The organism is Spirochaetota bacterium (assembly GCA_004297825.1).
Classification (GTDB): domain Bacteria; phylum Spirochaetota; class UBA4802; order UBA4802; family UBA5368; genus FW300-bin19.
In genome coordinates, this window is sequence record SCSX01000086.1 from 18,915 (window position 1) to 44,110 (window position 25,196).

The window sequence follows — 25,196 nt, forward strand, 5'->3', positions numbered from 1 at the left end:
GCATGCCGGAAGCAATCATCATATCGACGGGCAGCGAGCTGATGTATGGTCGTGTCCGCGACGACAATGCCCATTTTCTCAGCGGCAGGCTCTTCGATCGGGGTTTCAAGGTGCGCCGTCATGTGGCCGTGGGCGATGACCGGGAAGATATCGGGCGGGCCGCGTCGGAATCGATCGCGCATGCCGACGTCGTGCTCCTTACGGGGGGCCTGGGGCCTACGAATGACGATCTTACTACCGAAACGCTCGCATCGCTCTATGGACTGGTTATCGAAATCCACGAGCCTTCTCGACGTCGGATGGACGAGTTCTTCTCGTCCATGAACCGGTCCGCGATCGGCGGCGATAGTAAGATGGTAAGCGTCCCGCGTAACGCTGCGGTGTTCCCGAACGATATAGGGCTCGCCGTAGGATATGCCCTGGAAGTAGACGGTAAAATCCTTATCGTAATGCCGGGCGTTCCCCGGGAGATGCGATGGATGTTCGACACTCACGTGATGTCGTATCTTGCAAACCGATTCGGTTTAATAGAACGCGGTTTTCTCGCAGTTCGTGTGGCGATGATGCGGGAGGCGGAGGTAGACGCGGCGGTTCGTTCGCTTCCCGCGCTCACGGACGACGTCGAATGGGGCATCACCACGCGTCCCGGGATCAACACGCTCACCTTTCTGCAAAAGGAGGGTAGGCCGTTCGACGGGCCCGTGCTGATCGAGGCCCTGCACCGCGTATTCGGCGATAATATGCTTGCCAATTCCTCCGCAAGCATGGAGGATGAGGTGGTAGCGCTCCTTGTTGAAAAGAATTTAACCGTGGCCTGTGCGGAGTCGTGCACGGGCGGAACGGTGGCCCAGCTCATTACGGACATACCCGGTTCCTCCCGGGTGTTCATGGGCGGCGTTGTCGCATATGGAAATGCCATGAAAACGGACCTGCTTGGGGTTCCCGGTGAACTAATCGATGCGGAGGGAGCCGTGAGCGAGGCTGTCGCGGCTTCCATGGCACAGGGGGCGCGCATGCGGTCTGGTGCGGATATCGCCGTTTCGATTACCGGCATAGCCGGCCCGGGGGGCGGAACGGATACAAAACCGGTCGGTACGGTATGTTTCGGATTTGCGACACGCTCGGGGACCCGCACGTTCAGCTCCATGATCATGGGAGACCGGGAGCGCGTCAGGACAATGGCCTCCATGCAGGCCCTCAACACTATCAGGATATTCTGTAAATCTATATGATGCGCATTTCGCACGTGGTTATCGCCTTGCTGTTGCTTTGCTGCCAGGTCGCCTTCGCGGCCAATGGTGTCCAGTCGCATTTCGAGCAGGCAAGCGAGGCTTTTAAATCGGGAAATTTCGGATCGGCCGAACTGCTGTTCAGGAAGGTCGTGGAGAACGGGGACAGCTCGGAGTATCGGGACAAGGCCTGGTATTATCTCGCGCTTTCGGTCTTCAACCAGAAGAAGTACAAGGCGGCGATTTTCGAATTCAACAGGTTCGTCCTCACCTGCACGTCGCAGGAACTCTGCGCCGAATCCAGGTTCTGGATCGCCGAGTCGCATTACTACCTGAAGGAATTTATCCGCGCCATTGACGAATTCCGGAGATTTATCGACCAGTCAAAGTCCTCCCCGCTCGCGATCACCGCGAGGGACAGGATAGCCGAAATATATTTCATGCAGGGCAGGTACGACGAGGCCGTAATCGAATGGAAGGAGGCGGGCACCGCATCCTTGAACGCCCTCCTGAACAACCAGCGCATAGTACGGATCGGGGAAGCGTTTTTCCTCAACCAGAATTACGATGAGGCGCTTTCGGTACTGGAATCCCTGCTTGCCTCAAAGTCGGAAAGGCCCGTCGAGGCCCACGCGAGGCTTATTATCGGCAGGATATACCAGCTGAAGAACAGGCACGGCGACGCCCTGAGAATGTTTTTTGACATTCCGGATTCGCTCCTGAACGAGGCGCCGTTTTCGGACGCCCAATATTACAAGGCGACCTCCTCACTGGCGATGGGCGACGCCTACTCCGCCAAGCTGTACCTGGAATCTTTCATCCTCATCGGGAAAAAATCGGATCTCTATTTCAACGCAAAGTACGAACTGGGGAAAATTTTACTGACGGAGGGGCGCGAAAGAGAAGGCATCGAGGCTCTCGAGGAAGTGCGTAATTCCACTCGCAAGATGGGTCTAAGGAGCCAGGCCGCGCTCGCGCTGAGCGAAATATACATTCGCCGCAATCCCAAGGACGCTATTCCCTATCTTGAAGACGCCGTTTCGCTGGAAGACCCGAAGGATCAGAAGATCGCGATGATTTCCCTGAGCCGCGCGTATATCGACGCGGGCAGGCTCGAAGACGCGGAGCGCCTGCTCGGACTTCTCTTGAACACCTACGCGGAACAGCGGGACATCGAGCTCGTGCAATTTTTACTTTCACGGGTAGCCCTCGATCGCGGGAATTTCGAGAAGGCGGTTCAGGGATTCGAAAAAATTATCGTTGCGGGAACCGGCTCCATTTATGCACGCGAGTCGAATTACTTCGCTTCATATGCATATTGGAAATTGGGCAATAACAAGAGGGCGCTGGAACTGGCCGGAAGATATATTCAGACCCCGGGAGCGGAGAAAAAGTACGAAGGCTTCGAGATTCTCGCTTTTGCAAATCTTGCGTTGAACGATATCGCATCGGCCGAGCTGGCAATGAACGCGATCGTCGCAGGCTACCTAGACAGGCAGGGGGCCGATGCGCTTCTCTTCCGTTATGCGAAACTCATAGGCGAGCGAAAGCAGGACAACAGGCGCTACCTGGAGATAATCGTAAACGCATTTCCCGAGACGGAAATCGCCGGGGAAATAAACCTTAAATGGGGTGACGAGCGTTTCGACCGCAAGGATTTCGCCGCGGCGGAAAGCTTCTATGCGCGCTACCTGTCCGTGAAGTGGAGGCCGCTCGCCGGTTCGGTGTTCCTGTACAGGCTCATATCACTGTATGCCGGAGGGGTTTACCAGGAGGTGGTGCGTTCCTGCACCGAGGGAAAATTGCCCCCCATGGACGAATACACCGCGAAGCAGGCAGCACTCTGGCTGGGGAGAAGCTATTACATGCTCGGTGATTACGAATCGGCCTACAAGAAGATTTTCACGGGCCCCCTGAGCGATTACGCGCCCCAGGACCTTCTCATAATCGCAAGGACTTCGATCAAGGTCGGTGATCTTATCACGGCGCAAACGGTGAGCTCTTTTTTGCAGAATGACACCCTGCTGTACGCGGAATCCCTGCACCTGCTGGGCATGTATTACATGGAGAAAAACATGCCCGATCAGGCAATCGATTATTTCACCAGGCTCATTAAGGAATGCCAGGCATCGCCGCTTGCCGACCGGGCCAGGATAGAGTCCTCCGGGATTCTGATCGAAAAGAAACAATACGAGGCCGCTCTCGCGACACTCGCGGGGATACTGGAGCCAGGCCTTGAGGACAGGAAAACGGCGCTCACTATAGTTGCGTATTTTCGCGGGGGAAAGGGAACGGAAGCCGTCATCCTTCTCACGCGAACGCTCAACAGGATGCTGGCGCTCCCGGCCGGGGAAAAGATTTTAAGGGAGGCGATATCCTATTATTTCACCGCGGGCAACCTGGAAATGCTCAACATGTACGCGATGTATCTCGCGAATTTTCCGGGGAACGAGCAATTCATCAACTTTTACACGGGAAAGCTCAATTTTGAAAAAGATCAACTGGACAATGCCTATTATTATTTGTACAAGCTGTCGCAGACGGAAAGCGAGTACAAGGCCGAATCCATGTATTACCTGGGAATGCTGAGCCTTTATCTCCATAACAGGAAAAATACCGCACTCGTGTATTTTCAAAAAGCCGCGGAGGGCGCGCCGCGGGGCAGCGATTTCGGTCTCAAGGCCAGGATCAACCTTTCCATACTTCTCAACGAGACCCAGAACCGGGAAGCGGCGGAGCAGGTGATCCGGGAGATCCTCGCGGAAGAAAATATCTCGGGAAAGATACAGGCGGAGAATTTGAGGGCGTTCATGGAAACCGGGCTCCAGCCGAAGGAATAGGGGGATATATCGATGAAGAAAAAATACACGATCGCCGTGGTGAACGGTCCCAACCTGAACATGCTCGGGACGCGCGAGCCGGAAATTTACGGGGCCGCGACCCTTGACGACATCAACGCAACCCTGACCGGCGAGGCCTTGAAGCTTGGAGCGGATATTGTCTTCTTCCAGTCGAATTCCGAGGGCGCACTCATTGACTTCATCCAGCAAAGCCGTGCGTGCCAGGGCCTTATCATCAATCCCGGCGCGTACACGCACACCTCGATCGCCATTCGTGACGCGATCGCCGCGGCGGGTATACCGGCCGTCGAAGTTCATCTATCGAACATACATGCCCGTGAAGAATTTCGAACCAGGTCAATCATCGCGGCGGTATGCGTGGGACAGATATCGGGCTTCGGCCGGTATTCGTACATCGCCGGGCTCTATGCGATAATCGAACACCTGGAGGGGCGCCCATGAAGCCGGAAAGGCTCGCCGATGTGAGGAAAGAGCTTATTTCCGCCCGGAAGGCGCCGTACCTCGTATCGGACCTCGTGAATATCCGTTACCTTACCGGATTCGCCGGTTCCTACGCTGCGCTTGTTATCGATGAGGAAGACGCGTACCTTATATCCGATTCGCGCTATGAAGAATACGCACGTTCCATTCTCCCGGATGGTGTCCGGTTCATATTGCAAAAAAGCGACCTCGTGGCCACGATACGCGCGCTATTGAGGAAGAATAAAGTATCACGCCTATGCCTTGAGGAGCACGGACTCCCCATCTCCAGTTTTTTCCAGATGAAAACGGAACTGGCGCCCGTCACGCTCAAGGCGGGGGGTGATATTGTCAACGCACGAAGAATGCGTAAATCCCCGGAAGAGATACAGATACTCGAAAAAGCCGTGGGGATAGCGGACGAGTGCTTCGCCCACCTTTGCCCGCTCATCAAACCGGGCGTGAAGGAATGGGACATCGCCATCGAAATCGATTATTTTTACAAGAAGCACGGATGCCGGCGCGCCTCCTTCGATTCTATCGTCGCGGCGGGACCCGGTTCATCGATGCCCCACTACAGCACCTCGCTGACCCGTAAGATCCGTGAGGGCGAAATGGTGATGATCGATATGGGCTGCGACTACCAGGGTTATAATTCAGACTTGACAAGAACCGTCTTCGTACGTAGCGTTGCTCCCGAGTTTCGGAAGATCTACACCGTCGTTCGCACCGCACAGGAAAAAGCCATCCGCGCGATAAAGCCAGGTATGCTTTCGGGCGCGATCGATAAGGCGGCGCGTTCCCATATTGCAGACAAGGGTTTCGGATGGGCATTCGGGCACTCGCTTGGACACGGGGTGGGACTCGAGGTCCATGAGATGCCGGCCCTCAAGGCGCGCGGGCGTATCCCCCTGGCCCAGGACATGGTCGTGACCGTCGAGCCGGGAATCTATATCCCGGGAAAGGGCGGCGTGAGGATCGAGGACGTTGTGGCCGTCACAGAAACCGGCAGCAGGGTGCTCACCAGATCTTCCAAAGAATTAATTGTCGTCTAAGGGGTTCACATGATTACGAGTAATGACTTCAAGCGCGGGGTCGTCATCAAGCTTGACGGTGAACTCTTTACAGTGCTGGAATACCAGCATGTTAAGCCCGCGCGCGGTGCCGCCTTCGTTCGGACAAAGCTCAAATCGGTCAGGCGCGGCTCCGTGGTCGACAAGACATTCCGCGGCGGTGAGAAGATCGAGGATGTGCACATCGAATCCAAGACGATGCAGTATCTGTACCAGGAGGGAGACGGCCTGGTATTTATGGATATGGAAAGCTACGAGCAGGAATCGATCGGGATGGAAGCCGTCGGTAACATACTCGATTACATTAAAGAAGGCGACACCGTCGCGATGTCCTATTACGAGGGGCGCGCGCTGACCATCGAGCCTCCCACGTTCGTGGCGCTCAAGGTCGTTTACGCGGAGCCCGGCGTGAAGGGCGACACTGCAACCAATGTCACCAAACCCGTCAAACTCGAAACCGGCGCTCAGGTGCACGTACCCTTGTTCGTCAACGAGGGCGACGTCCTCAAGATCGACACGCGCACGGGCGAATACGTAGAGAGGGTTAAGAAGTAATGAGTGCCATTCGCTTCATACTGGACTGGATCAACGATAACCCGGGAAGCGCGATCGGTGCGCTCTTGGGCTTCGTGTTCGGCATACTCATGTTCACCGTCGGGTTCCTGAAAATGATGGTGCTGTTGCTGCTCGTCCTGATCGGCTATTTCATCGGCAAGAGCTGGGACAAGAAGGTGAACCTGTTGGACCAGATCAAGGACTTCATGAGGAACAGGGGCCGATAAGCCCATGCCAGCATGCCGGGGGCACTGCCCGGCGGACGCCGCATACCCGGAGGACGCGCGAGGGTGAAGGAAGCACATCCCCTGGTTAACGACGCATACAGGCTCATCAGAAAAAAACGCTACCGCGACGCCGTACCCGTCCTCGAAAAGGTGACCTCATCGAGGCCCTCGGAACCGTATTTCTACTTCCTCCTCGCATGCGCGTACCTGCATTCCGGCGAGCTCGCGCGCGTTGAGCTTCTGGTGAAGCGCGCGCGATCCCTGAGACAGGACTATCTCCCGGCCCTCCGCCTCGAGGCCTTCCTGCTGCTCAAATCGTCGGCGGACGCCGGGCCCGTTATTTCCCGCTACCTCGATATCGCGCAGCGCTACCCTAATGACCGCATCGTGAAACGGGCCATGGAGGCGCTCAGGGGGGAGAACGATTTCCCCGCCCTCCAGCGCAGCGCGCGGTTCGCGCATTACGTCGACATACCTTCCCCGCCAAAAAACGGCTCCCGGAAAGTGACGAGGCCTCACCACCGCATACGCGCGCGACTTAGGCTCATCCTGCTCATTACAGGTGCGATCATGACGGCGGCGCTGCTCGCTATCCTGGTTTACCACTACCGCGTTGAAATCCGCGAACTGGTCGCCGCCAGGCTCAAGGATAAGACCGCCGCTTCGGTCCCGGATTACGACAGGATGGTGCCGGACAGGACCTGGGGCGAACTCGTGGAGAAGGGAAAGAAGACTGAGTACGTCTATTCTAACGCGGAGGAATTGGCGCGGGATTTCAACGCAGCAAGGCGGTTCATGAAAGATGAGCGGTATAACGACGCGCTCCAAAAGCTCAACCGGCTGTTGAATGCGAACAGCTCCCCCGTGGTAAAGGAGAAGGCGGAATTTCTTCGCTCATTTATCCTGGCGCAGGACGAGCGCGTCCCCGAAAGGCTTTCGTTCGCCGAGGTCGCGGCGAAACCCTTGCTGTACCACGGATGTATGGTTACCTGGAACGGCGTAGTGGCGGACCTGAAGCGAAAGGACGAGAAAATGATTTTTTCGATGCTCATGCAGAAGGCTCCGCCCGCGAACGGGATCGTGGACGTCTACTCGCCTGAAAATGCGATCACGGTGCGGGACGGGGACGCGGTTGAGGTGACCGGGCTATTCATGTCGGCCGCCCAGGAAACCAGACTATATGTCGAAGCGAGGTCGGTGAAAGCGGACATGACAGGAAATAACCGCTAACCCAGGTGCTCCCTTTTCGCCGGCTTAGTCTACGCTCCACGCGTTAAGCTCAGTCCTCTCCCCGGTGTCCCAGGACCTCCTGGTGGTTTCCACTGAATCGGTCGCACGCGCCAGGTAGCCGTACCTGAGCGCGAGCCCCGGGTTGATAGAAACGACAAGCTTGTAGGCCTCACTGGCGTTGGTGTAATCTCCCATCTCGTAGAGGGCGCGCGCGTAATTGATGCGCGAGTTCACATCATCACTCTTCTGTGCAAGGGCTCGGCCGTAGAAGTCGACCGCCTGCGCGTATGCCTTGTTAAGCAAGTACACGTTCCCCATATTGCAGAGCGCCGTATTCCTGCTCGTTGTCCGAGGGCGGGAACTCCGTAAGGATGAAGATGCCGATGACGGCGGCGTCATGACGATCCATCGAGCTCCAGTTCATACTGATAATGTCATGCCGGTACATGCCCCAGGCCATAAGAACCAGGGGGATGAAGGCGAAGTTTCCCAGGGGATAGAAATCGATTCCGTGCATCGCCGGGATGCTGCCCAGCTTCAACTGGAAGAACAGAATTATGGAAAATACCAGGAGCCGGAGCTTGACGCGCTCGCTTTCATCGGCCTCGACCCTGTTCCTCCTCGCGAACATGATGATTCCATATACCATCGTCAGCAGGGAGTATATGTAGAATAGCTGCATCATGATGCCGGCCCTGGCCATGTATCCCCACTGGTATTCCCAGAGACCGTTGAGATAGTAATCGGTAAAGGTCGAGAGCGATATGACCGCGCTCAGGGCGAAACCTGCAACCGTTATCGCCGCGTTCCTGCGGTGTATCACTGAATGTATGAATAGAATTCCCATCTAGGGAGCAAACACGTACAGGGCATGAATGGCCCGCTCCATTCGCATGACCCGCCCGGTATCGCCCCTGAAGAAAAGATTCGGCACAAGATTAAGCGCTATTAAAGACGACCACAGGCACAGAAGTGCGAACATAGTCGTTTCCGATCGCCGATTCCCCCTGGTGAAGGCAATGCAAAAAAGTGACAATCCCGCCATAAGCAGCAGACATTGGGGCAGTAGATGCACAGTTATTTTTTCCATGAAACCGTCCATCGGATTTCCATTCCGGTCATGATCCGCCGGAGTGGAAGATCGCCGCCGTACCACGTTAGCGCTCTTTATAAAAAGGCCTTAATAAGGGGCCCTCGCTGATTAAAAGATTAATTTGGCAACTACGGTATGTCAATAGGCGTGGAACAAGATGTGCTTCTCATGGAATGAACTGTGCGTCGAATTACATTTTATTTCGGAGGTTCGCCAGGAAAACGGGTCCGACAGGGAGATTGGTGTCGTCCGTATCCCTGAGACGAACCCGGTAGCGGCCCGACTGGACATGAGAAAGGCTGTGAATATGATGGATATTGATGATGTAGCTTTTATGAATCCTGATAAATATGTCTGGCGGCAACCGATGGATGATCTCTTTCATGAGGACCGGTACTTCTATATCGCCCTCGGCCGTGTTGATAACGATGCTTTTCGCATGCGATGTGATATAGATGATCTCTACGAATTTAAGGGAATAGGCCCGGTTCCGGTCGCGGATGGTGATTCCCTCGGCCACCGATTTCCTGACGTGCCGGAGCTTCAGCATAGTGCCCACACGCGCGACCAGCTCGCTCATCCGGAAGGGCTTCACGATGTAATCGTTGGCCCCCGCCTCGAACGCCGCGTCTATATCGGACATCATGTTCTTGGCGGTGAGCATTATCACGGGGAGTTCCTCGGGCGTCCGCTTTTCACGAATCCGTCTGCATACCTCGAAACCGGACATGACCGGCATCATGATATCCAGGAGCACGAGGTCAATGGGGTCGCCCTGGTCCAGTATATCGAGGGCACCCAGGCCGTCAAAGGCGGTTTTCACGACGCATCGCTTCGATTCGAAGTAGCCCTGTATGACCCTGACATTGACCGGGTCGTCGTCCACGACCAGGAAAACCGGGTTCCCGTCGAATACCGTGTCGTTTATCCCCGCCGGAAGTCGGGCAAGGTCGGCGGCGTCGGCCGCCGGCTGTACTTCGTTGATGCCCTCGATAATAACGTGGTCCAGGGCGAGGGGCGAGGGATCGTCGGATGCGGGCAGGGTGAATGAAAACACCGAGCCCCCTTTTTCTGCCGGCGCGACGGTGATCCTGCCGCCGTGCAGCTCGATGATCTGCTTTGCGATGGCGAGACCCAGGCCCGTGCCGGAATACGAGCGCGTATCGCTTCCGTCGACCTGGCGGTACGGCTCGAATATCATTTCTTTGTAGTCATCCGGGACGCCTATGCCGGTGTCCGATACGCTTACCTCGATGAAGGAACTTCCGCCGGGATCCCCGTCCTCACCGTAAACGACCCGTGCAGATATCTCGACGGTTCCCGTGTTCGTAAACTTAATCGCATTGCCGACCAGGTTGTTGAGCACCTGGCGCACGCGGTCCTCATCGGCTAACGCCCGGGGCAGGTCGTCGGCGACGCTGTTAAGGAGTTTAAGGTTCTTGCCGCCCACCAGGGGCAGGGAGAGCTTTACCACCATTTCACAAAGCACCCCGAGATCAATGGGACGCAGGTTGAGGGAGAGGCCCCCGTCCTGAATCCTGGCCATGTCCAGAATGTCGTTGACCATGTTCGAGAGACTCTGGCCGCTCGATGCGATGAGTGACAGGTTCTCGCGCGCCTTGGGCGGAAGGTCTCCGGCTGCTCCCGCGAGCATGGACTCGGATAAGCCGATCATGCCGTGCAGCGGTGTTCGCAGTTCGTGGGAGGTGTTGGCGAGGAACTGGTCCTTGAGCCGGTCCAGCGTTTCAAGGGAGATGTTCTTTGCCTCGAGTTCCCCGGACATTGTCTCGACATTCCGAAGGGCCCGGGCGAACCTTCGCGATATGACCATGGTAGTCGATAAACAGAACACCGCCATTCCATAATGGAGCAGATTGCCGGTATTGATGACCCTGAGGAAATAAAGCACATTATTAATGCCTGTAAAATACACCGAACAGAAACCTATCGAGAATAGTACGGCATCATCCCTCTGTTCCATGATAGTTTTTATTGAACCATACAGGCCATACATGATTAAAACAAGAGTAACCGCGAAATAGAAGACGATTATACGCTCCACGATTCTGAAACCGAAAAGAAACTGCGGAAGGAGGCAGGCTGCGGCTATCGCCTGCATAATCCATACGACGCGCGTTGAAAAATCATCGGGAAACAGCGATTTGAAAGTCATGAAGAAAAGAACAGGCATGAAAATTACCGTGATAAAGTTGATTAAAAAGGGATTCGCGGGATATGAAAGGCCGCCCGATAAAATCGGAGAATGAATGTTATAGGTGTTAATGGCCAGTACAAGACCGGCTAATCCCATATACAGCGAGGCCGCGTCTGCTTTGCGGAAAAAATAGAAAATAAGATTATGGATTGCGCTGAACAGCAGCAGGCCGACAATGATCATGTCGATCGTGTAATTGAGAAATGACCTCCGTGAGGAGATTTCCCCGTCATCCAGTTGGACCGACCTGTCGATGCCTCCGGATGCGAACTCGCTATTGGTCACCTGGATGATTATTTCATTTATTCCGTCAAGGGGGGTGAAAGTCGAATTCCCCTTGTTGTGAACGTACACATAATCCTTTCTATCTTTTAATACCCCGTCGGCCATTCCCCTTTGATCCGCCAGTACGCCGTTGATCCAGAGCCTGTACGCCGCGTATATGCGGTGAATTGTCAGGGTTTTCGCCTTTTCGCCGGGGCCGTACAGCATACGCATACGGTATGTGCATTGACCCTCACCGGGCAGCATGGCGCCGTTGATCGACTGATTTTTCCACAACCCGGGTACGTTGATATACCTGCGGCCCTCCTGGTACGCAGCATTCAGGAAGTCGGACGGTTCAAGTACGCGGTCCCAGTAGAATTCCCACTCCCCGTCGAGATTTATAGATCCATCCCGTTCGCAATTCCAGCCCCGGAGATCGATGGTCCCCTTGACGGCCATGGGCTTCCCGGTTTTCGACGACCCGGGATTGCATGCACTGCCTGACAAGGCCGCAAGGAAGCACAGAATCAGCAGCGGGTTAATGAATTCAATTGTCAGGCGGCGAATGGTCATGCCTTATTGTGGCCTTCAAATCAAGATTGTCAATAAACTTCATTTCGGGGTGAATTGCGCACCGACATTCAGATTATTAAAAAAACACGCCATTCATACCGCTGAGCTGCTTGTGGCTCTTTTATGGGGGACATGGATGCGGTAAAATGCGGAAATACTGTGCATCTTATCACTTGAAAGCAATTCGAAGTATAGCTGCGGGTATAAACTAAAAAACCCCGGTGGATCCGGGGATTTTAATACGTAGCGGAGGAGGGACTCGAACCCCCGACACGCGGATTATGATTCCGCTGCTCTAACCAGCTGGGCTACTCCGCCATATTAGCGCGGGCAGGATTTGAACCTGCGACCTTTGGGTTATGAGCCCAACGAGCTACCAGCTGCTCCACCGCGCGATCTGGTAGCAAAGTAGTGAAATGGAGGTATGGTGTCAACACTTTTTCTTGACCTGCGCGGACAGAACTCCCGCAAATGAAAAAAAAATTAATACGTGGTTCCGATACTACCCGCGATTAATCGATGAATCGTCCGTCGAACGAATCGAGATGGCAAATCTCGCCGAGCGGCTTGCGCGGAGGACCCTCCTTGGCGGCGACGGCGGGACGTCCGATCGGGATTACCACTACCGATTCGACCCCTTCCGGAAGCGCGATCGCCTTGCTGCACGCCGTATGATCGAGAAGCCCCACCACGACGGTTCCCAGGCCCATCTCGTGCGCGCGCAGGCACAGATTCTGGACCGCCATGCCGAGGTCGAACATGAACCAGTGGGGAAACTTGGTCAGATCCTTGCCGCCGTAGCATCCGGAGACCCCGGACCGCGCGCAGGCAACTATGACCGCGGATGCCGACAAAGTACACTTTGTCGCCGGATTTTTTTCGACATACGAACCGGCTATCGCCTCGATTCGCGCGCGGTCGCGCACAACGACGAATTCCCACGCCTGGGTATTCGCCCAGGAGGGCGCCTGGCGCGCCGCGTCCAGTATCTCCTTGATTTCATCGTGGGTGACGGGCTGTTCGGTAAAGCGGCGGATGCTTCTTCTGCCTCGAATCGCGTCCATGAGCTCCATTACGGTTCCTCCGGGAAGCATTAAATGCGGTTGACTGGAATTTGTTGTTGATGAGGGTGAAGTATATATTTAGTATGTCAACAGTAAATTAAGACGCATTTCAAATTCAACTGTACCGGACGGATCGAAATCAATGAACTATGCAACGCAGAGGGAAGCCGCGCGAAAGGGGATTATAACCCGGCAAATGCGCGAGGCGATCCAGGAAGAAAAAATATCGGAACAGGCCTTCATGGAAGGAATGGTACGGGGTTCGATAGTCGTCCCGGCCAATAAAAACCATCTGGCGCTCAAGGCGAAGGGAATAGGGACCGGGCTTACCACCAAGATTAACGTGAATATCGGGGTTTCCCAGGCGTGCTGCAATTACGAGCTGGAGCTTGAAAAGGTGAAGCGTGCGGTCGACCTGCATGCCGATTCGGTGATGGACCTGAGCCTAAACCCCGACAGCCGCAAATTCAGAAAGCTGGCCCTGAGTTCATGCAGCGTCATGTTCGGTACCGTGCCCGTGTACGATGCCGCGATCCGCCGCGATTCCGTGGTCGGGGACCTGACCGTCGACGACCTCTTTGGCGCCGTGCGTGAGCACGCGGAGGACGGCGTCGATTTCCTCACCATTCACGCGGGGCTCACATCGGTTGCGGTGGAGCGCCTCAAACGCAACATGAGGCTCACGCACGTGGTCAGCCGGGGAGGATCTATACTCCTCGATTGGATGGAGCAGAAGGGAAGGGAAAACCCCTTCTATGAGCATTTCGACAGGCTGCTCGATATTTGCAGGGAATTCGACGTCACGCTGAGTCTTGGAGACGGGCTGCGCCCGGGGAGCCTCCACGACGCGACCGACGCCCCGCAGATACAGGAGCTCATCTTCCTGGGCGAGCTCACCAAGCGCGCCTGGGAGGCCGATGTCCAGGTCATGATCGAGGGTCCGGGCCATGTCCCCATCCACGAAATCGCCGCGAACATGCAGTTGGAAAAGAAACTCTGCCATGGCGCCCCCTTCTACGTACTGGGTCCCCTCGTCACCGACGTGGCGCCCGGCTATGACCATATCACCTCCGCGATCGGGGGCGCCATCGCGGGTGCCGCGGGTGCCGATTTTCTCTGCTACGTCACGCCCGCGGAACACCTGAGGCTGCCGGATGTCGCGGACGTGAAAGAGGGCATCATCGCCTCGCGCATCGCCGCGCACGCGGCTGATATCGCCAAGGGCATACCCGGTGCCCTGGATTGGGATCATAAAATGAGCGAAGCCAGGAAAAACCTCGACTGGGAGGGGATGTTCAGTCTCGCGATGGATCCTGAAAAGGCGCGCGCCTACAGGGCGTCGTCCCCGGTCGAGGGAGACGTCTGCAGCATGTGCGGCGACCTCTGCGCGGTAAAGAGAAGCAGGAAGGTGCTCGAGAAATAGAATAATCCGTAACGGGCCGCCTTGATACAAAGCGAGGATGAATGGACCCAGTGGCGCGGCAGTGTGACGAAAACGCACTGAATATATGCAGGCCTGGATTCGGCGCTTCCTGCGCGATGTGCTGCGGAAGTCACAACCTCTCCTGTACGCGCGAGGAGCTCGGGCGCGTGTTTTCCGCGCGCACAGCGCGGCTGGAGGCTTACTCCCGCGAATATCTCGTATCGGTAATGAGATCGAGCCGGAGCGCGCTTACCGGTTCCTATTATTTCCCCGCGGAAAGATTCTCGATCCCCGAGCCGCCGCCCCTTTTCGAGAGCGCCGCGCACTGTCCGTTCGCAGGTTTCGTGGGCGACGGCGCGACGATCGGATGCATTCTTCATCCGGGAACACGTGCGCGCGGAGAAATCGCGGACTGTTTCCTCAGTTACCGGGGAAAGACATTCACCTGCACCGCGGGTGAGGCGCTCGAACCGCATCATATTAATTTCGCCGCACGGTTGACCGGGGACTGGTTTTATTACGGGCTCCTTATCCATCACGCGGCCCTCCTGAAAATAATAACGACACGATACGGATCGCCGCGGACAATCGACGCGCGCGAGAGGGCGGGAATTTTTTGCGCGCTCGAGGAATTTCGAAACGACAGCGCGCGCGTCCATTCGCTGGACAATTACTTCGGCGTTCCCGATCGGCCTGGTGAAATCGCAGGTCGGAAAAATACAGGGACAGACACGAAGGGAGGAACCATATGAAGGTGGTGATAATCGGATCGGGCATCGCGGGGATGACCGCGGGCGCGTACCTTTCGAGGTACGGCTGCGCGGTGACCGTGCTCGAGCAGAACGACGATATCGGGGGCGTGACCGGGGGCTTTACACGCGACGGCTATTCCTGGGACATGGGTCAGCTCGTCCTCGAGGGATTCGGTCCGGGCGAACAGGCGGGTATCGTTCTCGAGGAACTTGGCGTACTCGAACAGATCGTCACGGAGCGTTCCGACCGCACCTACGTATTCCCCGACATGACCATCCGCCCTCCCGAAAAGTACGCGGGTACGTGGTGGAGAAAGGATTTCCTTGCCGAACGATTCCCCGCGGAAAGAAAGGGGTTGGACCGATATTACCGCATGTACGTACGGTTCATGAAGCTCATCACGATCGCACGGAAGGCCGAGCGCGCAAAGGGCTTGTCCGCGTTCGCGCTCAAGGTGAAGTTATACGCCACACTGCTGCCGCTCGTCCCCAGGATACGCTGGAGCGCGCAGAAAATGTCCGATTATCTTTTCACCGACAACAGGCTCAAGGCGATCTTCATCTCCATACTCGCCGACTTCGTGGTGCGCCCCAGCCAGTTCCCGGGACTCGGCATCCCGGCCGTGAACCCGGAACCGGCGTTCGACAGGCGCGTCCCGCTCGATATTGCGCCCGGTACAAAGCAGCCCAGCTACAGGCTCGTCCAGGGAGGGTGCAGGACGATCATAGACGCCCTCGCGGGCGCGATAAAGGCGCGCGGAGGCAGGATTATCACGGGGGTCGTGGCGACCAGGATCATGATCGAAAACAACATGGTCAAGGGGGTGCTCTGCGGGGACGGTTCCCGGTATGATGCGGACCTGGTTCTCGCAAGCGGCGGGGCGAAGGAGGCGTTTCTCGATCTCGTGGGAAAAGAGCTCCTCCCGAAAAAATTTGCGGCGCATATCGAAAGTATTCCGCTCATGCAGTCGATCCTCATGGTCCACCTGGGCATCGACTTCGACCCGCGCCCGTTTCAAAAGGACGCCGTGTGCTATTACTACAGAACATACGACGTCGAAGAGGCCGTCGACAATCTGCAGAAGGGCGTCTACCACGAGGGAAATGACGGATTTCTCATATATATTCCATCGATATTTTCGAACACAAGTGCTCCTGCCGGCAAGTACGCGGTTACCGTATACACCGTTGCCCCCAATACGCTCAATAAAGGGTCCTGGAGCGACAGGAAAGAAGAGCTCGCCGACACGCTGCTCCGGTTCGCCGAGGAGATCATCCCGGGACTGCGCGCGGGGGCCCGGACGAAAACCGTATTTACCCCGGAGGATTTCCGCGCGCGCACCCACCTGAAACACCACGCGTTCGGCGGCTGCGCGCCGGTTATGGGGACGAAGGGGGCGCCCCACCGGACACCGGTAAGGGGACTATGGTTTATCGGCGCACAGAGCGAGAGCGGGGCGGGCATGAACAATGTCGTCGAGGGAGCCTGGCGGGCGGCGAGAATGATAATGAAAGAAAACAGTATTCCCGGCTGAGCGGGGTATCTGTCCATAACCGGTGGAGATCCAGGCGACCTCGCGTATCGGCGAACGCCCAAATTCTTTAATGCATACAAAACATGTGTAGCGGACAATTCCGTGAAAATATTCACGAATCCACTCGTTTTTCCTGAATAAAATTCGAAATATTCCAGAAATATCCTTCAGCCTGAAATAATGTTTGACATAATTTGTGAAATAAATCACAAGCTAAATCATGCCTTCCAGATTACGCAACGCCAGGGGGAAAATACCAAGGCCGGTCTTGGGCAGGCTTTGCAGGGTATATTCGCTGCTGGGCGACCTCGCCGCGCGGGGGACGGAAACGATATCCTCCCGCGAGATCGGGGATTCTATTGGCGCCGGGTCGCATACGGTCCGCAAGGATTTCAGCTACCTGAGCGAGACCGGCGTGAGCGGGAGCGGTTTCGACACGCGAAGGCTCATGGGGGCCATCGCCGCGAGACTGGGGCTCGACAGGGGAAGCAGGGCGTGCGTGGTGGGACTCGACCAACTGGGCCTCGCGCTCATGGGACATCCTGGGTTCTTCAACAGCGGATTCACCATCGTGGCGGGGTTCGATTCCAACCTCAACCTGGTCGAGACGATCGAGGCGCGGGTGCCGGTCTTTCCCGCGTACGATATCCCCGAGGTGGTGCGCAGGGAGCGCATCGAGGTTGCCGTGATCACCGTCCCCGGGGCCGACATGCGCGAGCTGGCCGACCGGCTTGTGGAGGGAGGGGTGAAAGGGATCGTCAACCTGTCGCCCCGGGTGCTCAAGGCAAGGGATGCGTCGGTGCACGTGATCAACCTCGATTTTATCGGGGAACTCAGGATGCTCGCGGCGCTCCTGGCGCAGGGTGGGGCATAGGAGCCTTTTTTCGCATATTCAATCAGTGCCGAACACTGAGCAATTTCATACAAGGAGATACATCATGGCAAGAGTCTACAATTTTTCCGCGGGTCCCGCGATGCTTCCCGAAGCGGTGCTTAAGAAGGCTGCAACCGAGCTCGTCGAGTACGGCGCCTCCGGCATGTCGGTCATGGAGATGAGCCATCGCTCCAAGGAGTACGAGGCGATCATCAACGGGGCCGAGGCGACGCTGCGCGAGATCATGAATATTCCCGCCAACTACAAGGTCCTCTTCCTCCAGGGCGGCGCGTCCCTGCAGTTCGCGATGGTTCCGCTTAACCTGTTCCGCAACAGCAAAAAGGCCGATTTCGTGCACACCGGGGAATGGACCAAGAAGGCCATGCCCGAGGCGAAGAAGTTCGGGACGGTGAAGGTGGTGGGCACCTCCGAGGACAAGAAGTTCTCTTACATTCCCAAGCTCGACAAGAGCACCTTCACCCCGGACGCGGATTTCTTTTACATCTGCTCCAACAACACCATCGAGGGCACGCGCTTCCGTACGCTTCCCGAGACCGGCAAGGTTCCGCTGGTCGCGGACATGTCCTCCCATATACTCTCCGAGGTCATGGATGTGAGCAAATTCGGGGTGATCTTCGCGGGCGCCCAGAAGAACATCGGCCCCGCGGGGGTGACTGTCGTGATTGTCAGGGACGACCTTATCGGCCATGCCGCCGACAGCATTCCCACGATGATGAACTACAAGACGCACTCCGAAAACGGCTCAATGTTCAACACCCCGCCCACCTACGCCATCTACATCGCGAAGCTCGTATTCGAATGGGTGCGCGACCTGGGCGGGGTTGCCGGGATGCAGAAGATCAACGAGGACAAGGCGAATATTCTCTACAATTATCTGGACGAGTCCCCCTTCTTCAAGAGCCCCATCGCGAAGGAAGACCGCTCCCTCATGAACGTGCCCTTTATCAGCCCCTCCGACGAACTGAACGATAAGTTCATCAAGGAAGCGACGAAGAATGGGCTGACCACGCTCAAAGGCCACCGGCTCGTGGGCGGAATGCGCGCCAGCATCTACAACGCGATGCCGGTCGAGGGCGTGAAGAAGCTCGTCGATTTCATGAAGAAATTCGAGACGGAAAACAAATAGGGAGGACATCCATGTACAAGGTACAGACGCTCAACAAGATCTCCCCGCTGGGGCTGGATCTCTTTCCGCACGAAAAATACGAGTACGCGTCGGAGATACTGCATCCCGACGCCATACTGGTGCGCAGCTTCAACATGCTCGACATGGAAATACCCGCCTCGGTGAAGGCGATCGCGCGCGCGGGCGCGGGTGTGAACAACATCCCGGTCGAAAAATGCGCGGAGAACGGGATCGTGGTGTTCAATTCCCCCGGGGCGAACGCGAACGCGGTCAAGGAGCTCGTGATCCTGGGGATGCTCATCTCTTCGCGCAAGGTGTTCGACGGCATACAGTGGGTCAAGGCCCAGAAGGGCAAGGGCGAGCAGGTGCCCAAGATCGTCGAAAAGGAAAAATCCAATTTCGAGGGCCCCGAGATCAAGGGCAAGAGGCTGGGGCTGATAGGCCTCGGGGCGATCGGGGTCATGGTCGCCAATGACGCACAGGCCCTGGGGATGGAAGTCTGGGGATACGATCCCTTTATCTCGGTGGAGGCCGCCTGGGGACTTTCGCGCTCGGTGAAGCGGGCGATAAGCCTGGACAACCTCATCGCGGAATCGGACTATATATCGATCCATGTGCCGCTCAACGACAAGACGAAGGGCCTGCTGAACAAGGAAAAATTCGCCTTGATGAAAAAGGGGGTCCGCATACTCAATTTCGCGCGCGGCGGGCTGGTTAAGAACGCGGACATCAAGGACGCGATCGGCCAGGGCATCGTATCATGGTACGTGACCGATTTCCCGGAGGACGATCTCCTGGACATCCCTCAGGTTATTCCCGTCCCCCACCTGGGCGCCTCCACGCCCGAGTCCGAGGAAAACTGCGCGTTCATGGCCGTCGAGCAGCTTAAGGACTACCTCGAGTACGGGAACATCAAGAATTCGGTGAATTTCCCCGAGTGCGTGCTTCCGCCTTCCGGGCAGAAGCGCATAACGATCGCCAACAAGAACATCCCCAACATGATCGGGCAGATCACGCCTGTCCTGGCCGAGAAGAACATCAACATCAACGAGATGCTGAACAAGAGCCGGGGCGATTACGCCTACAACATTATCGATACCGACAGCGATATCGGCGACGACGTGGTAAGCAAGATTAAAAGCATTCACGGCGTGATCATGGTTCGGGTGCTGTAAGCCTGCACAATAAAATGCCAAGCTGCAATCTTACGAAGGCGCGCAAACGTTTGCGCGCCTTCGTATTTGGGGGATTTTTGTTTCTTTTTATTTTCATGCGCGGGAAAAGGCTTGTCCACGCTGCAATGCTTTTGTAGCCTTGCCCGTTCACCAATTAAAAGGGGGCTCCCGCCATCGTGCCGATCATTGGAATCATCATCAACCTCAACGCGAAAAAGAACAGGAAGATGCCCCGCGATCCCGTGAAGATATATGCGAAAATCGGCGGTGAGCGCGTGATCGTGCGCGCCACGAGCAGCGTCGCCGAGATCCGCGCGGTGGCCCTGGAATTCCGGAAACGCCAAATTTCCTACCTGGGGATCTGCGGCGGGGACGGGACCATGCACCACGTGCTCACGCATTTCTTCAGCGTGTTCGGGAGAAAGCTCCCTCCCGTGATTGTGCTCAAGGGCGGCACCATGGACACGGTTTCCCGCACCATCGGGCTCAAGGGAAAGGGACCGGAAATCCTTCGAAGAATGATAGTGGCGCTCGACAAGGGGCGCACGATAGAGCTGCATCCGCGGGACACGATCATGGTCGGGGATCGCTGCTGCTTCATTTTTGGGCTTGGAATAGCGTCGAATTTCCTCAGGGAATATTATGAAGGGGGGGACGCGGGCCCCGTGAAGGCGGTCCGGGTCGCCGCGAAGGGAATCGCCGCGGGCATGTTCGGAAACCAGGCGGGAACCCTGTTTTCGCGGTTCTGCGCGGGCATCGAGGTGGACGGCGAGCGCGTGCCGTTCAGGGACTTCCTGGGCATACTCGCTGCCACGGTCGACAACGTGGGGATCGGGTTCAGGCCCCTTTTCCGGGCATACGAGGAGCCAGGCACCTATCACGTGATCTTCGCGGGCTTCACCCCGGGGACGCTCGTCCGGAACATTTTCCGCTTTAAATCCGGCAAACCGCTCAGGCATCCCCGCTACCTGGAAACCGTCGCGAAGAACATGGTGGTGCGGGCACCGGGGCCGATACACTTTATGATGGACGGGGATCTCTACGAGACCGCCGACACGCTTGTCGTGGAAGCGGGGCCCCAGGTAAACCTCGTGCGGGTTTAAACGTTACACGAAGGCGCGCCCGGATAGAAGGCGCGCAAGCGCTTGCGCGCCTTCTATCCGGGCTTCATGTACCGTCGAGAAAAATTGAAAAAATATTGACATTCGCCGATATACTATATATACGTGTAGATGTATGGGTGACAGGATCATTCTGCACGTCGACATGGACGCCTTTTACGCCGCCGTGGAGCAAATGGACAATCCCGCGCTCCGGGGCCGGCCGGTCGTGGTGGGCGCCGATCCCAAGGGGGGAAGGGGCAGGGGCGTGGTCTCTGCGGCATCGTACGAGGCGCGCGCGTTCGGGATCCATTCCGCGCTTCCCATTTCAAAGGCGTTTTCGCTCTGCCCGCACGCAGCGTTCCTGCCACCGCGCTTTCATCGCTACCAGGAGCTCTCCTCGCAGGTCATGGATATTTTAAAAAGCTTCACCCCGCTGGTCGAGCAATTGAGCATCGACGAGGCGTTCCTTGACTGCTCGGGATGCGAGTGGCTCTGGGGTGCCCCTGCCGAAATCGGGAGAAAGATCAAGGACGCCATACAATCGCAAACCGGGCTTACGGCAAGCGCGGGGGTAGCCACCAATAAATCGATCGCCAAGATCGCCTCCGAGCTCGACAAGCCCGACGGCCTCACGGTGTGCCCGCCGGGGAGGGAGCGGGAATTTCTGGCCCCCCTGCCGGTGAAGGCCCTCTGGGGGGCCGGGAAAAAGACCGTTGAAATTTTGCATACTATGGGGCTCATGACTATCGGGGACGTGGCCGCGTGCACGCGCGCCTCGCTTGAGCGCATACTGGGAAAAATGGGAACGCACCTGTGGACACTGGCGCAGGGGATCGATGACCGCGAGATCAGCCTGGAATGGGAGCGCAAGTCGTTCAGCGAGGAGACGACCTTCGAACGTGATGTCGACGACGAGGCTTTGATCGAGCACACCCTCACGCACCTCGCCGATACGCTCTCCCGGCGCATGCGCAGGGACGGGCTCAGGTGTAAAACGATCTCGCTCAAAATCCGGGTCGAGGGTTTCAAAACGTACACGAGAAGCCGGACCCTGGACGCCGCAATTGACGACACGAGAACGATCCTCGATACCGCTCTGGGCCATTTCCGGAATTTCGACCGTGAAGGCAGGAAGGTGCGGCTGGTGGGAATCGCCATCACGGGGCTCCGGGAACCCGGTCCCGAATCCGCCCGACAGCTCACCCTTTTCGAAGAGTCAGCGGGCCCCCCCCCGGATTCCCCGCAGTCGCCCGGTACCGATTCGCTTCTCGATTCGATGAAATCGCGGTTCGGTGACAAGGTGACCCGCGCGACCTTGTTGAAAAATACACCGGATTGATTTGTCGATCGCCGACAGGCGCATCGGCCCCCCGAATCCCCTCCTCGTGCGCTTTGTCGTTGACAACATGATGCAGCGTTTCTACTATCCCCTAGTTCCGGCGGGACCGATGCGCCGGAAAGTCGCGTCCGCGCGATAGTGCATATAAAAAACGGGAGGTCGCCATGAAATCGTTCCTGGTGTTCTCATCAATGGGTCCCGACAGGCCGGGACTGGTGTCGGAGATTTCCGAATATTTCACCGCGCGGGGCATCAACATCGAGCGCTCCCGCATGAGCACCATGGGAAACGAGTTCGGCGGGATCATCCTCACCTCCGGGAGGACCGAGGACATCAAGTCGCTTATCGACGACCTGGATTCGCTGCGCGCCAAAACCGGGCTCGATATTCACGTGCGCCAGACGAAGGCGCCGGGGCACCGCGAGGTGAAGCCGTCCATTCCCTACCGGATGATCGCCACTTCCATGGACCACCCGGGAATCGTGCACAAGGTCTGCAAGGTGCTCAAGGAAAAGGATATCAACGTCGAGGAGTTCGAGACCCAGGTGGACTACAACGCGTTCACCGGCGCGAACGTGTTCCACATGACCTGCTATTTCACCATACCCGCGAACGTGCGCATCGCCGATGTGCGGAAGGACGTGGCGCGGGTGGGCGACGAGCTCAATATCGATATCAGGATCGAGGCCGTTATCAACCGGTGACGGGAAATACTATCTCAACAAGCGTTCAGCGGAGCCATGGCAAAAACTAAGACAGTGCGGCTGAAGCCGATAATCGAGATCGCCCAATCGATGGGAATTCCCCGCGAGTTCATTGAGCTCTACGGGGACTATAAGGCCAAAATAAAACTGGACCTGCTCTCACGGACGAAGCGCCGGCCCGGCGCGAAGCTCATACTCGTATCCGCGATGACGCCCACGCCCGCGGGAGAGGGCAAGACCACGGTTTCCATAGGGCTTTCGCAGGCTTTCGCGAAGCTCGGGAAGTCCGTCACCGTCGCGCTCAGGGAGCCGTCCCTGGGTCCCGTGTTCGGGGTCAAGGGGGGGGCCACGGGCGGGGGCGCGTCACGGCTCGAACCCATGGAAGACATCAACCTGCATTTCAACAACGACTTCCACGCCATCGAGAGCGCCCACAACCTGCTCTCGGCGCTTGTCGATAATCATATTTTCCATGGGAACGAGCTCGGGCTCGATGCGCGCAAGATCACATGGCGGCGCGTGATGGACATGAACGACCGTACGCTGCGCGACATGGTCATCGGGCTGGGCGGCGCGGGAAACGGCGTTCCCCGGGAAACGGGCTTCGATATCGTCCCCTCGAGCGAGATCATGGCGATCCTCTGTCTTTCGCGCTCGTACGGGGAACTCAAGCAAAAGATCAGGAACATCCTTGTCGGATTCACGCAGGATAACAGGCCCGTAACCGCGGGCGAGCTCAAGCTGGAGGGCTCCGTCACGGCGCTCTTAAAATACGCGCTCATGCCCAACCTCGTCCAGACGAGCGAGCATGTGCCCGCGATTATCCACGGCGGACCATTCGCGAACATCGCGCAGGGAACCAACAGCATTCTCGCTACCGACATGGCACTCCGGCTTGCCGATTACGTGGTCACGGAGGCGGGTTTCGGTTTCGACCTGGGTGCGGAAAAGTATTTCGATATCGTGGCGCCGTACGGGGAGCTTTCGCCGGGTATCGTCGTGCTCGTGGCGACGGTCCGCGCCCTCAAGTACCACGGGGGCATCGAGCGCGAACATCTGACCGTTCCCGATTACCGGGCCGCCATCGCGGGGCTCGCCAACCTGCGAAAGCACTACGAGAACATCGCGAAATTCGGCGTGCCCTGCGTTATCGCGCTCAACAGGTTCGCGGGTGACACCGATGAAGAGATCGACATGGTGGTGCGTGCCGCGGAGGACGAGGGAATGAACATCGCCCGCGTCGACGTGCACGCGCGGGGGGGTGACGGCGGAACGGATCTCGCTGAGCGGATCATCGATATTCTCGACCGGTCGCAGGGATCGTGTAAAGCCCTCTACGACTGGAACTGGCCGGTGGAAGACAAAATATTCAAGGTGGCGAGCGAGATATACGGCGCCGTATCGATCGACTACCAGCCGCTTGCCAAGCGTAATATTGAGACAATCAAGAAGCTCGGTTATGACCGGCTGCCCGTATGCATCGCCAAGACGCAGCAATCGCTGTCCGATAATCCCTCGCTCCTGGGCCTGCCCAAGGATTTCATCGTCACGGTACGCGAGATAAAGATCGCTTCCGGCGCGGGATTTCTCATTCCGATCACGGGCGAGATTCTACGCATGCCCGGTCTGCCGAAGATCCCGGCCGCCAACAATATCGACATTGACGACGACGGCACTATAACGGGAATTTTCTGAAAAAAATCTTGACACGAAATCCGCTTACAAAATAAGGTAAGTCTCCTTACGGGTTGCTAGCTCAACTGGCAGAGCACCTGACTCTTAATCAGTAGGTTCCGAGTTCGATTCTCGGGCAACCCAAATTCCAGTGCGCGGCCTTGATGCATTCATGTTCCAAAAAATGCTTGATTTTTGGCATTCGAGCGCGATTCTTGCAGCACGGGCGAGCGTGGCGGAACTGGCAGACGCGCCAGACTTAGGATCTGGTACCGAAAGGCGTGGGGGTTCGAGTCCCTTCGCTCGCACAACGCGGGAATAACTCAGTGGTAGAGTGCAACCTTGCCAAGGTTGACGTCGCGGGTTCGAATCCCGTTTCCCGCTCATAAGGCCCCCGGAGATTCCGAGGGCTTTGTTTTAGAAACCTGCCTGCCGACTCCGCCCGGTCAACCGGGATACCCCGCCGTCTAAAAATGGAAAAGAGACTGTCGAGCATGACTGCTGCGGTCGAAATTTTGTTATTGATTTATTCTGCTAATTTTCAGTTAATGACACCCAAAATCAAGCAGGTATGTCTGTCCGCATGGACGGCGCCGGCGTACCCAGGGGCGCGCATAGGGCGGT

The 25,196-nt window shown here is 57.0% G+C and carries 21 protein-coding genes and 5 tRNA genes; 20 read left to right on the forward strand and 6 right to left on the reverse strand.

The annotated features are described in order from the left end of the window. The first annotated feature begins 2 nt into the window (after positions 1-2). The 7 genes from EPN93_19125 (at position 3) to EPN93_19155 (ending at position 7,634) form a co-directional block, all read left to right on the forward strand. The gene (locus tag EPN93_19125) at positions 3-1,232 is read left to right on the forward strand and encodes a CinA family nicotinamide mononucleotide deamidase-related protein (GenBank protein ID TAL30718.1); all 1,230 of its coding nucleotides are present in this window, start codon (positions 3-5) and stop codon (positions 1,230-1,232) included. Then, entirely contained in the window at positions 1,229-4,069 is a 2,841-nt protein-coding gene (locus EPN93_19130) for a tetratricopeptide repeat protein (protein TAL30719.1), read from the forward strand. The genes EPN93_19125 and EPN93_19130 overlap by 4 nt, the downstream gene beginning before the upstream one ends. Positions 4,070-4,081: 12 nt before the next feature. Next, on the forward strand, positions 4,082-4,531 hold the full coding sequence (aroQ, locus tag EPN93_19135) for a type II 3-dehydroquinate dehydratase (GenBank protein TAL30720.1): 450 nt from the start codon (positions 4,082-4,084) through the stop codon (positions 4,529-4,531). After that, entirely contained in the window at positions 4,444-5,604 is a 1,161-nt protein-coding gene (locus EPN93_19140; GenBank protein ID TAL30721.1) for an aminopeptidase P family protein, read from the forward strand. Before aroQ ends, EPN93_19140 begins: the two co-directional genes overlap by 88 nt. Positions 5,605-5,613: 9 nt before the next feature. Then, positions 5,614-6,177, forward strand: a complete 564-nt coding sequence (efp, locus tag EPN93_19145; protein TAL30722.1) for an elongation factor P — start codon at positions 5,614-5,616, stop codon at positions 6,175-6,177. Beyond that, positions 6,177-6,404 (forward strand): DUF2273 domain-containing protein, encoded by a 228-nt coding sequence (locus tag EPN93_19150; protein ID TAL30723.1) that lies wholly within the window; start codon positions 6,177-6,179, stop codon positions 6,402-6,404. The genes efp and EPN93_19150 overlap by 1 nt, the downstream gene beginning before the upstream one ends. A gap of 63 nt (positions 6,405-6,467) precedes the next feature. After that, positions 6,468-7,634 (forward strand): hypothetical protein, encoded by a 1,167-nt coding sequence (locus tag EPN93_19155; protein ID TAL30724.1) that lies wholly within the window; start codon positions 6,468-6,470, stop codon positions 7,632-7,634. A 24-nt stretch (positions 7,635-7,658) separates the two neighbouring features. Here the strand turns inward: EPN93_19155 and EPN93_19160 are convergent, their stop codons facing one another. The 6 genes from EPN93_19160 to EPN93_19185 all read right to left on the reverse strand — a co-directional run bounded on the left by EPN93_19160 (position 7,659) and on the right by EPN93_19185 (position 12,876). After that, positions 7,659-8,033 (reverse strand): tetratricopeptide repeat protein, encoded by a 375-nt coding sequence (locus EPN93_19160; protein TAL30725.1) that lies wholly within the window; start codon positions 8,031-8,033, stop codon positions 7,659-7,661. After that, entirely contained in the window at positions 7,930-8,457 is a 528-nt protein-coding gene (locus EPN93_19165) for a hypothetical protein (GenBank protein TAL30726.1), read from the reverse strand. Before EPN93_19165 ends, EPN93_19160 begins: the two co-directional genes overlap by 104 nt. 460 nt (positions 8,458-8,917) lie before the next feature. After that, positions 8,918-11,782: a response regulator gene (locus EPN93_19170; protein ID TAL30727.1), complete on the reverse strand. Its 2,865-nt coding sequence runs from the start codon at positions 11,780-11,782 to the stop codon at positions 8,918-8,920. A gap of 244 nt (positions 11,783-12,026) precedes the next feature. Beyond that, a tRNA-Met gene (locus tag EPN93_19175) sits at positions 12,027-12,100 on the reverse strand. Positions 12,101-12,104: 4 nt separating this feature from the next. After that, positions 12,105-12,177: transfer RNA gene (locus EPN93_19180), tRNA-Met, on the reverse strand. A gap of 117 nt (positions 12,178-12,294) precedes the next feature. Continuing rightward, a complete protein-coding gene (locus EPN93_19185; protein ID TAL30728.1) occupies positions 12,295-12,876 on the reverse strand; it encodes a nitroreductase in 582 nt (193 codons plus the stop codon). A 112-nt stretch (positions 12,877-12,988) separates the two neighbouring features. Here EPN93_19185 and thiC point away from each other — a divergent pair, with 112 nt between their 5' ends. The 13 genes from thiC (at position 12,989) to EPN93_19250 (ending at position 24,956) form a co-directional block, all read left to right on the forward strand. Then, the gene (thiC, locus tag EPN93_19190; protein ID TAL30729.1) at positions 12,989-14,269 is read left to right on the forward strand and encodes a phosphomethylpyrimidine synthase ThiC; all 1,281 of its coding nucleotides are present in this window, start codon (positions 12,989-12,991) and stop codon (positions 14,267-14,269) included. A gap of 41 nt (positions 14,270-14,310) precedes the next feature. Continuing rightward, positions 14,311-15,021, forward strand: coding sequence for a hypothetical protein (locus EPN93_19195; GenBank protein TAL30730.1), 711 nt, complete (start codon positions 14,311-14,313; stop codon positions 15,019-15,021). Further along, positions 15,018-16,556 (forward strand): NAD(P)/FAD-dependent oxidoreductase, encoded by a 1,539-nt coding sequence (locus EPN93_19200; GenBank protein TAL30731.1) that lies wholly within the window; start codon positions 15,018-15,020, stop codon positions 16,554-16,556. The genes EPN93_19195 and EPN93_19200 overlap by 4 nt, the downstream gene beginning before the upstream one ends. Positions 16,557-16,776: 220 nt before the next feature. Next, positions 16,777-17,430: a redox-sensing transcriptional repressor Rex gene (locus EPN93_19205; GenBank protein ID TAL30732.1), complete on the forward strand. Its 654-nt coding sequence runs from the start codon at positions 16,777-16,779 to the stop codon at positions 17,428-17,430. Between the two features lie 64 nt (positions 17,431-17,494). Next, positions 17,495-18,577 (forward strand): 3-phosphoserine/phosphohydroxythreonine transaminase, encoded by a 1,083-nt coding sequence (gene serC / locus EPN93_19210; protein TAL30733.1) that lies wholly within the window; start codon positions 17,495-17,497, stop codon positions 18,575-18,577. A gap of 11 nt (positions 18,578-18,588) precedes the next feature. Further along, positions 18,589-19,752 carry a 3-phosphoglycerate dehydrogenase gene (locus tag EPN93_19215; GenBank protein TAL30734.1) on the forward strand — a complete coding sequence of 388 codons (1,164 nt, stop codon included), beginning with the start codon at positions 18,589-18,591 and terminating at the stop codon, positions 19,750-19,752. 176 nt (positions 19,753-19,928) lie between these two features. After that, positions 19,929-20,855 carry a hypothetical protein gene (locus tag EPN93_19220; GenBank protein ID TAL30735.1) on the forward strand — a complete coding sequence of 309 codons (927 nt, stop codon included), beginning with the start codon at positions 19,929-19,931 and terminating at the stop codon, positions 20,853-20,855. Positions 20,856-20,988: 133 nt separating this feature from the next. After that, entirely contained in the window at positions 20,989-22,194 is a 1,206-nt protein-coding gene (locus tag EPN93_19225) for a DNA polymerase IV (protein ID TAL30736.1), read from the forward strand. A 164-nt stretch (positions 22,195-22,358) separates the two neighbouring features. Continuing rightward, on the forward strand, positions 22,359-22,898 hold the full coding sequence (locus EPN93_19230) for an ACT domain-containing protein (GenBank protein TAL30737.1): 540 nt from the start codon (positions 22,359-22,361) through the stop codon (positions 22,896-22,898). A gap of 36 nt (positions 22,899-22,934) precedes the next feature. Beyond that, positions 22,935-24,593, forward strand: coding sequence for a formate--tetrahydrofolate ligase (locus EPN93_19235; GenBank protein ID TAL30738.1), 1,659 nt, complete (start codon positions 22,935-22,937; stop codon positions 24,591-24,593). Positions 24,594-24,643: 50 nt separating this feature from the next. Then, positions 24,644-24,716: transfer RNA gene (locus tag EPN93_19240), tRNA-Lys, on the forward strand. 82 nt (positions 24,717-24,798) lie between these two features. Further along, a tRNA-Leu gene (locus EPN93_19245) sits at positions 24,799-24,883 on the forward strand. 1 nt (position 24,884) lies between these two features. After that, positions 24,885-24,956 (forward strand) — tRNA-Gly (locus tag EPN93_19250). Positions 24,957-25,196 lie beyond the last annotated feature (240 nt).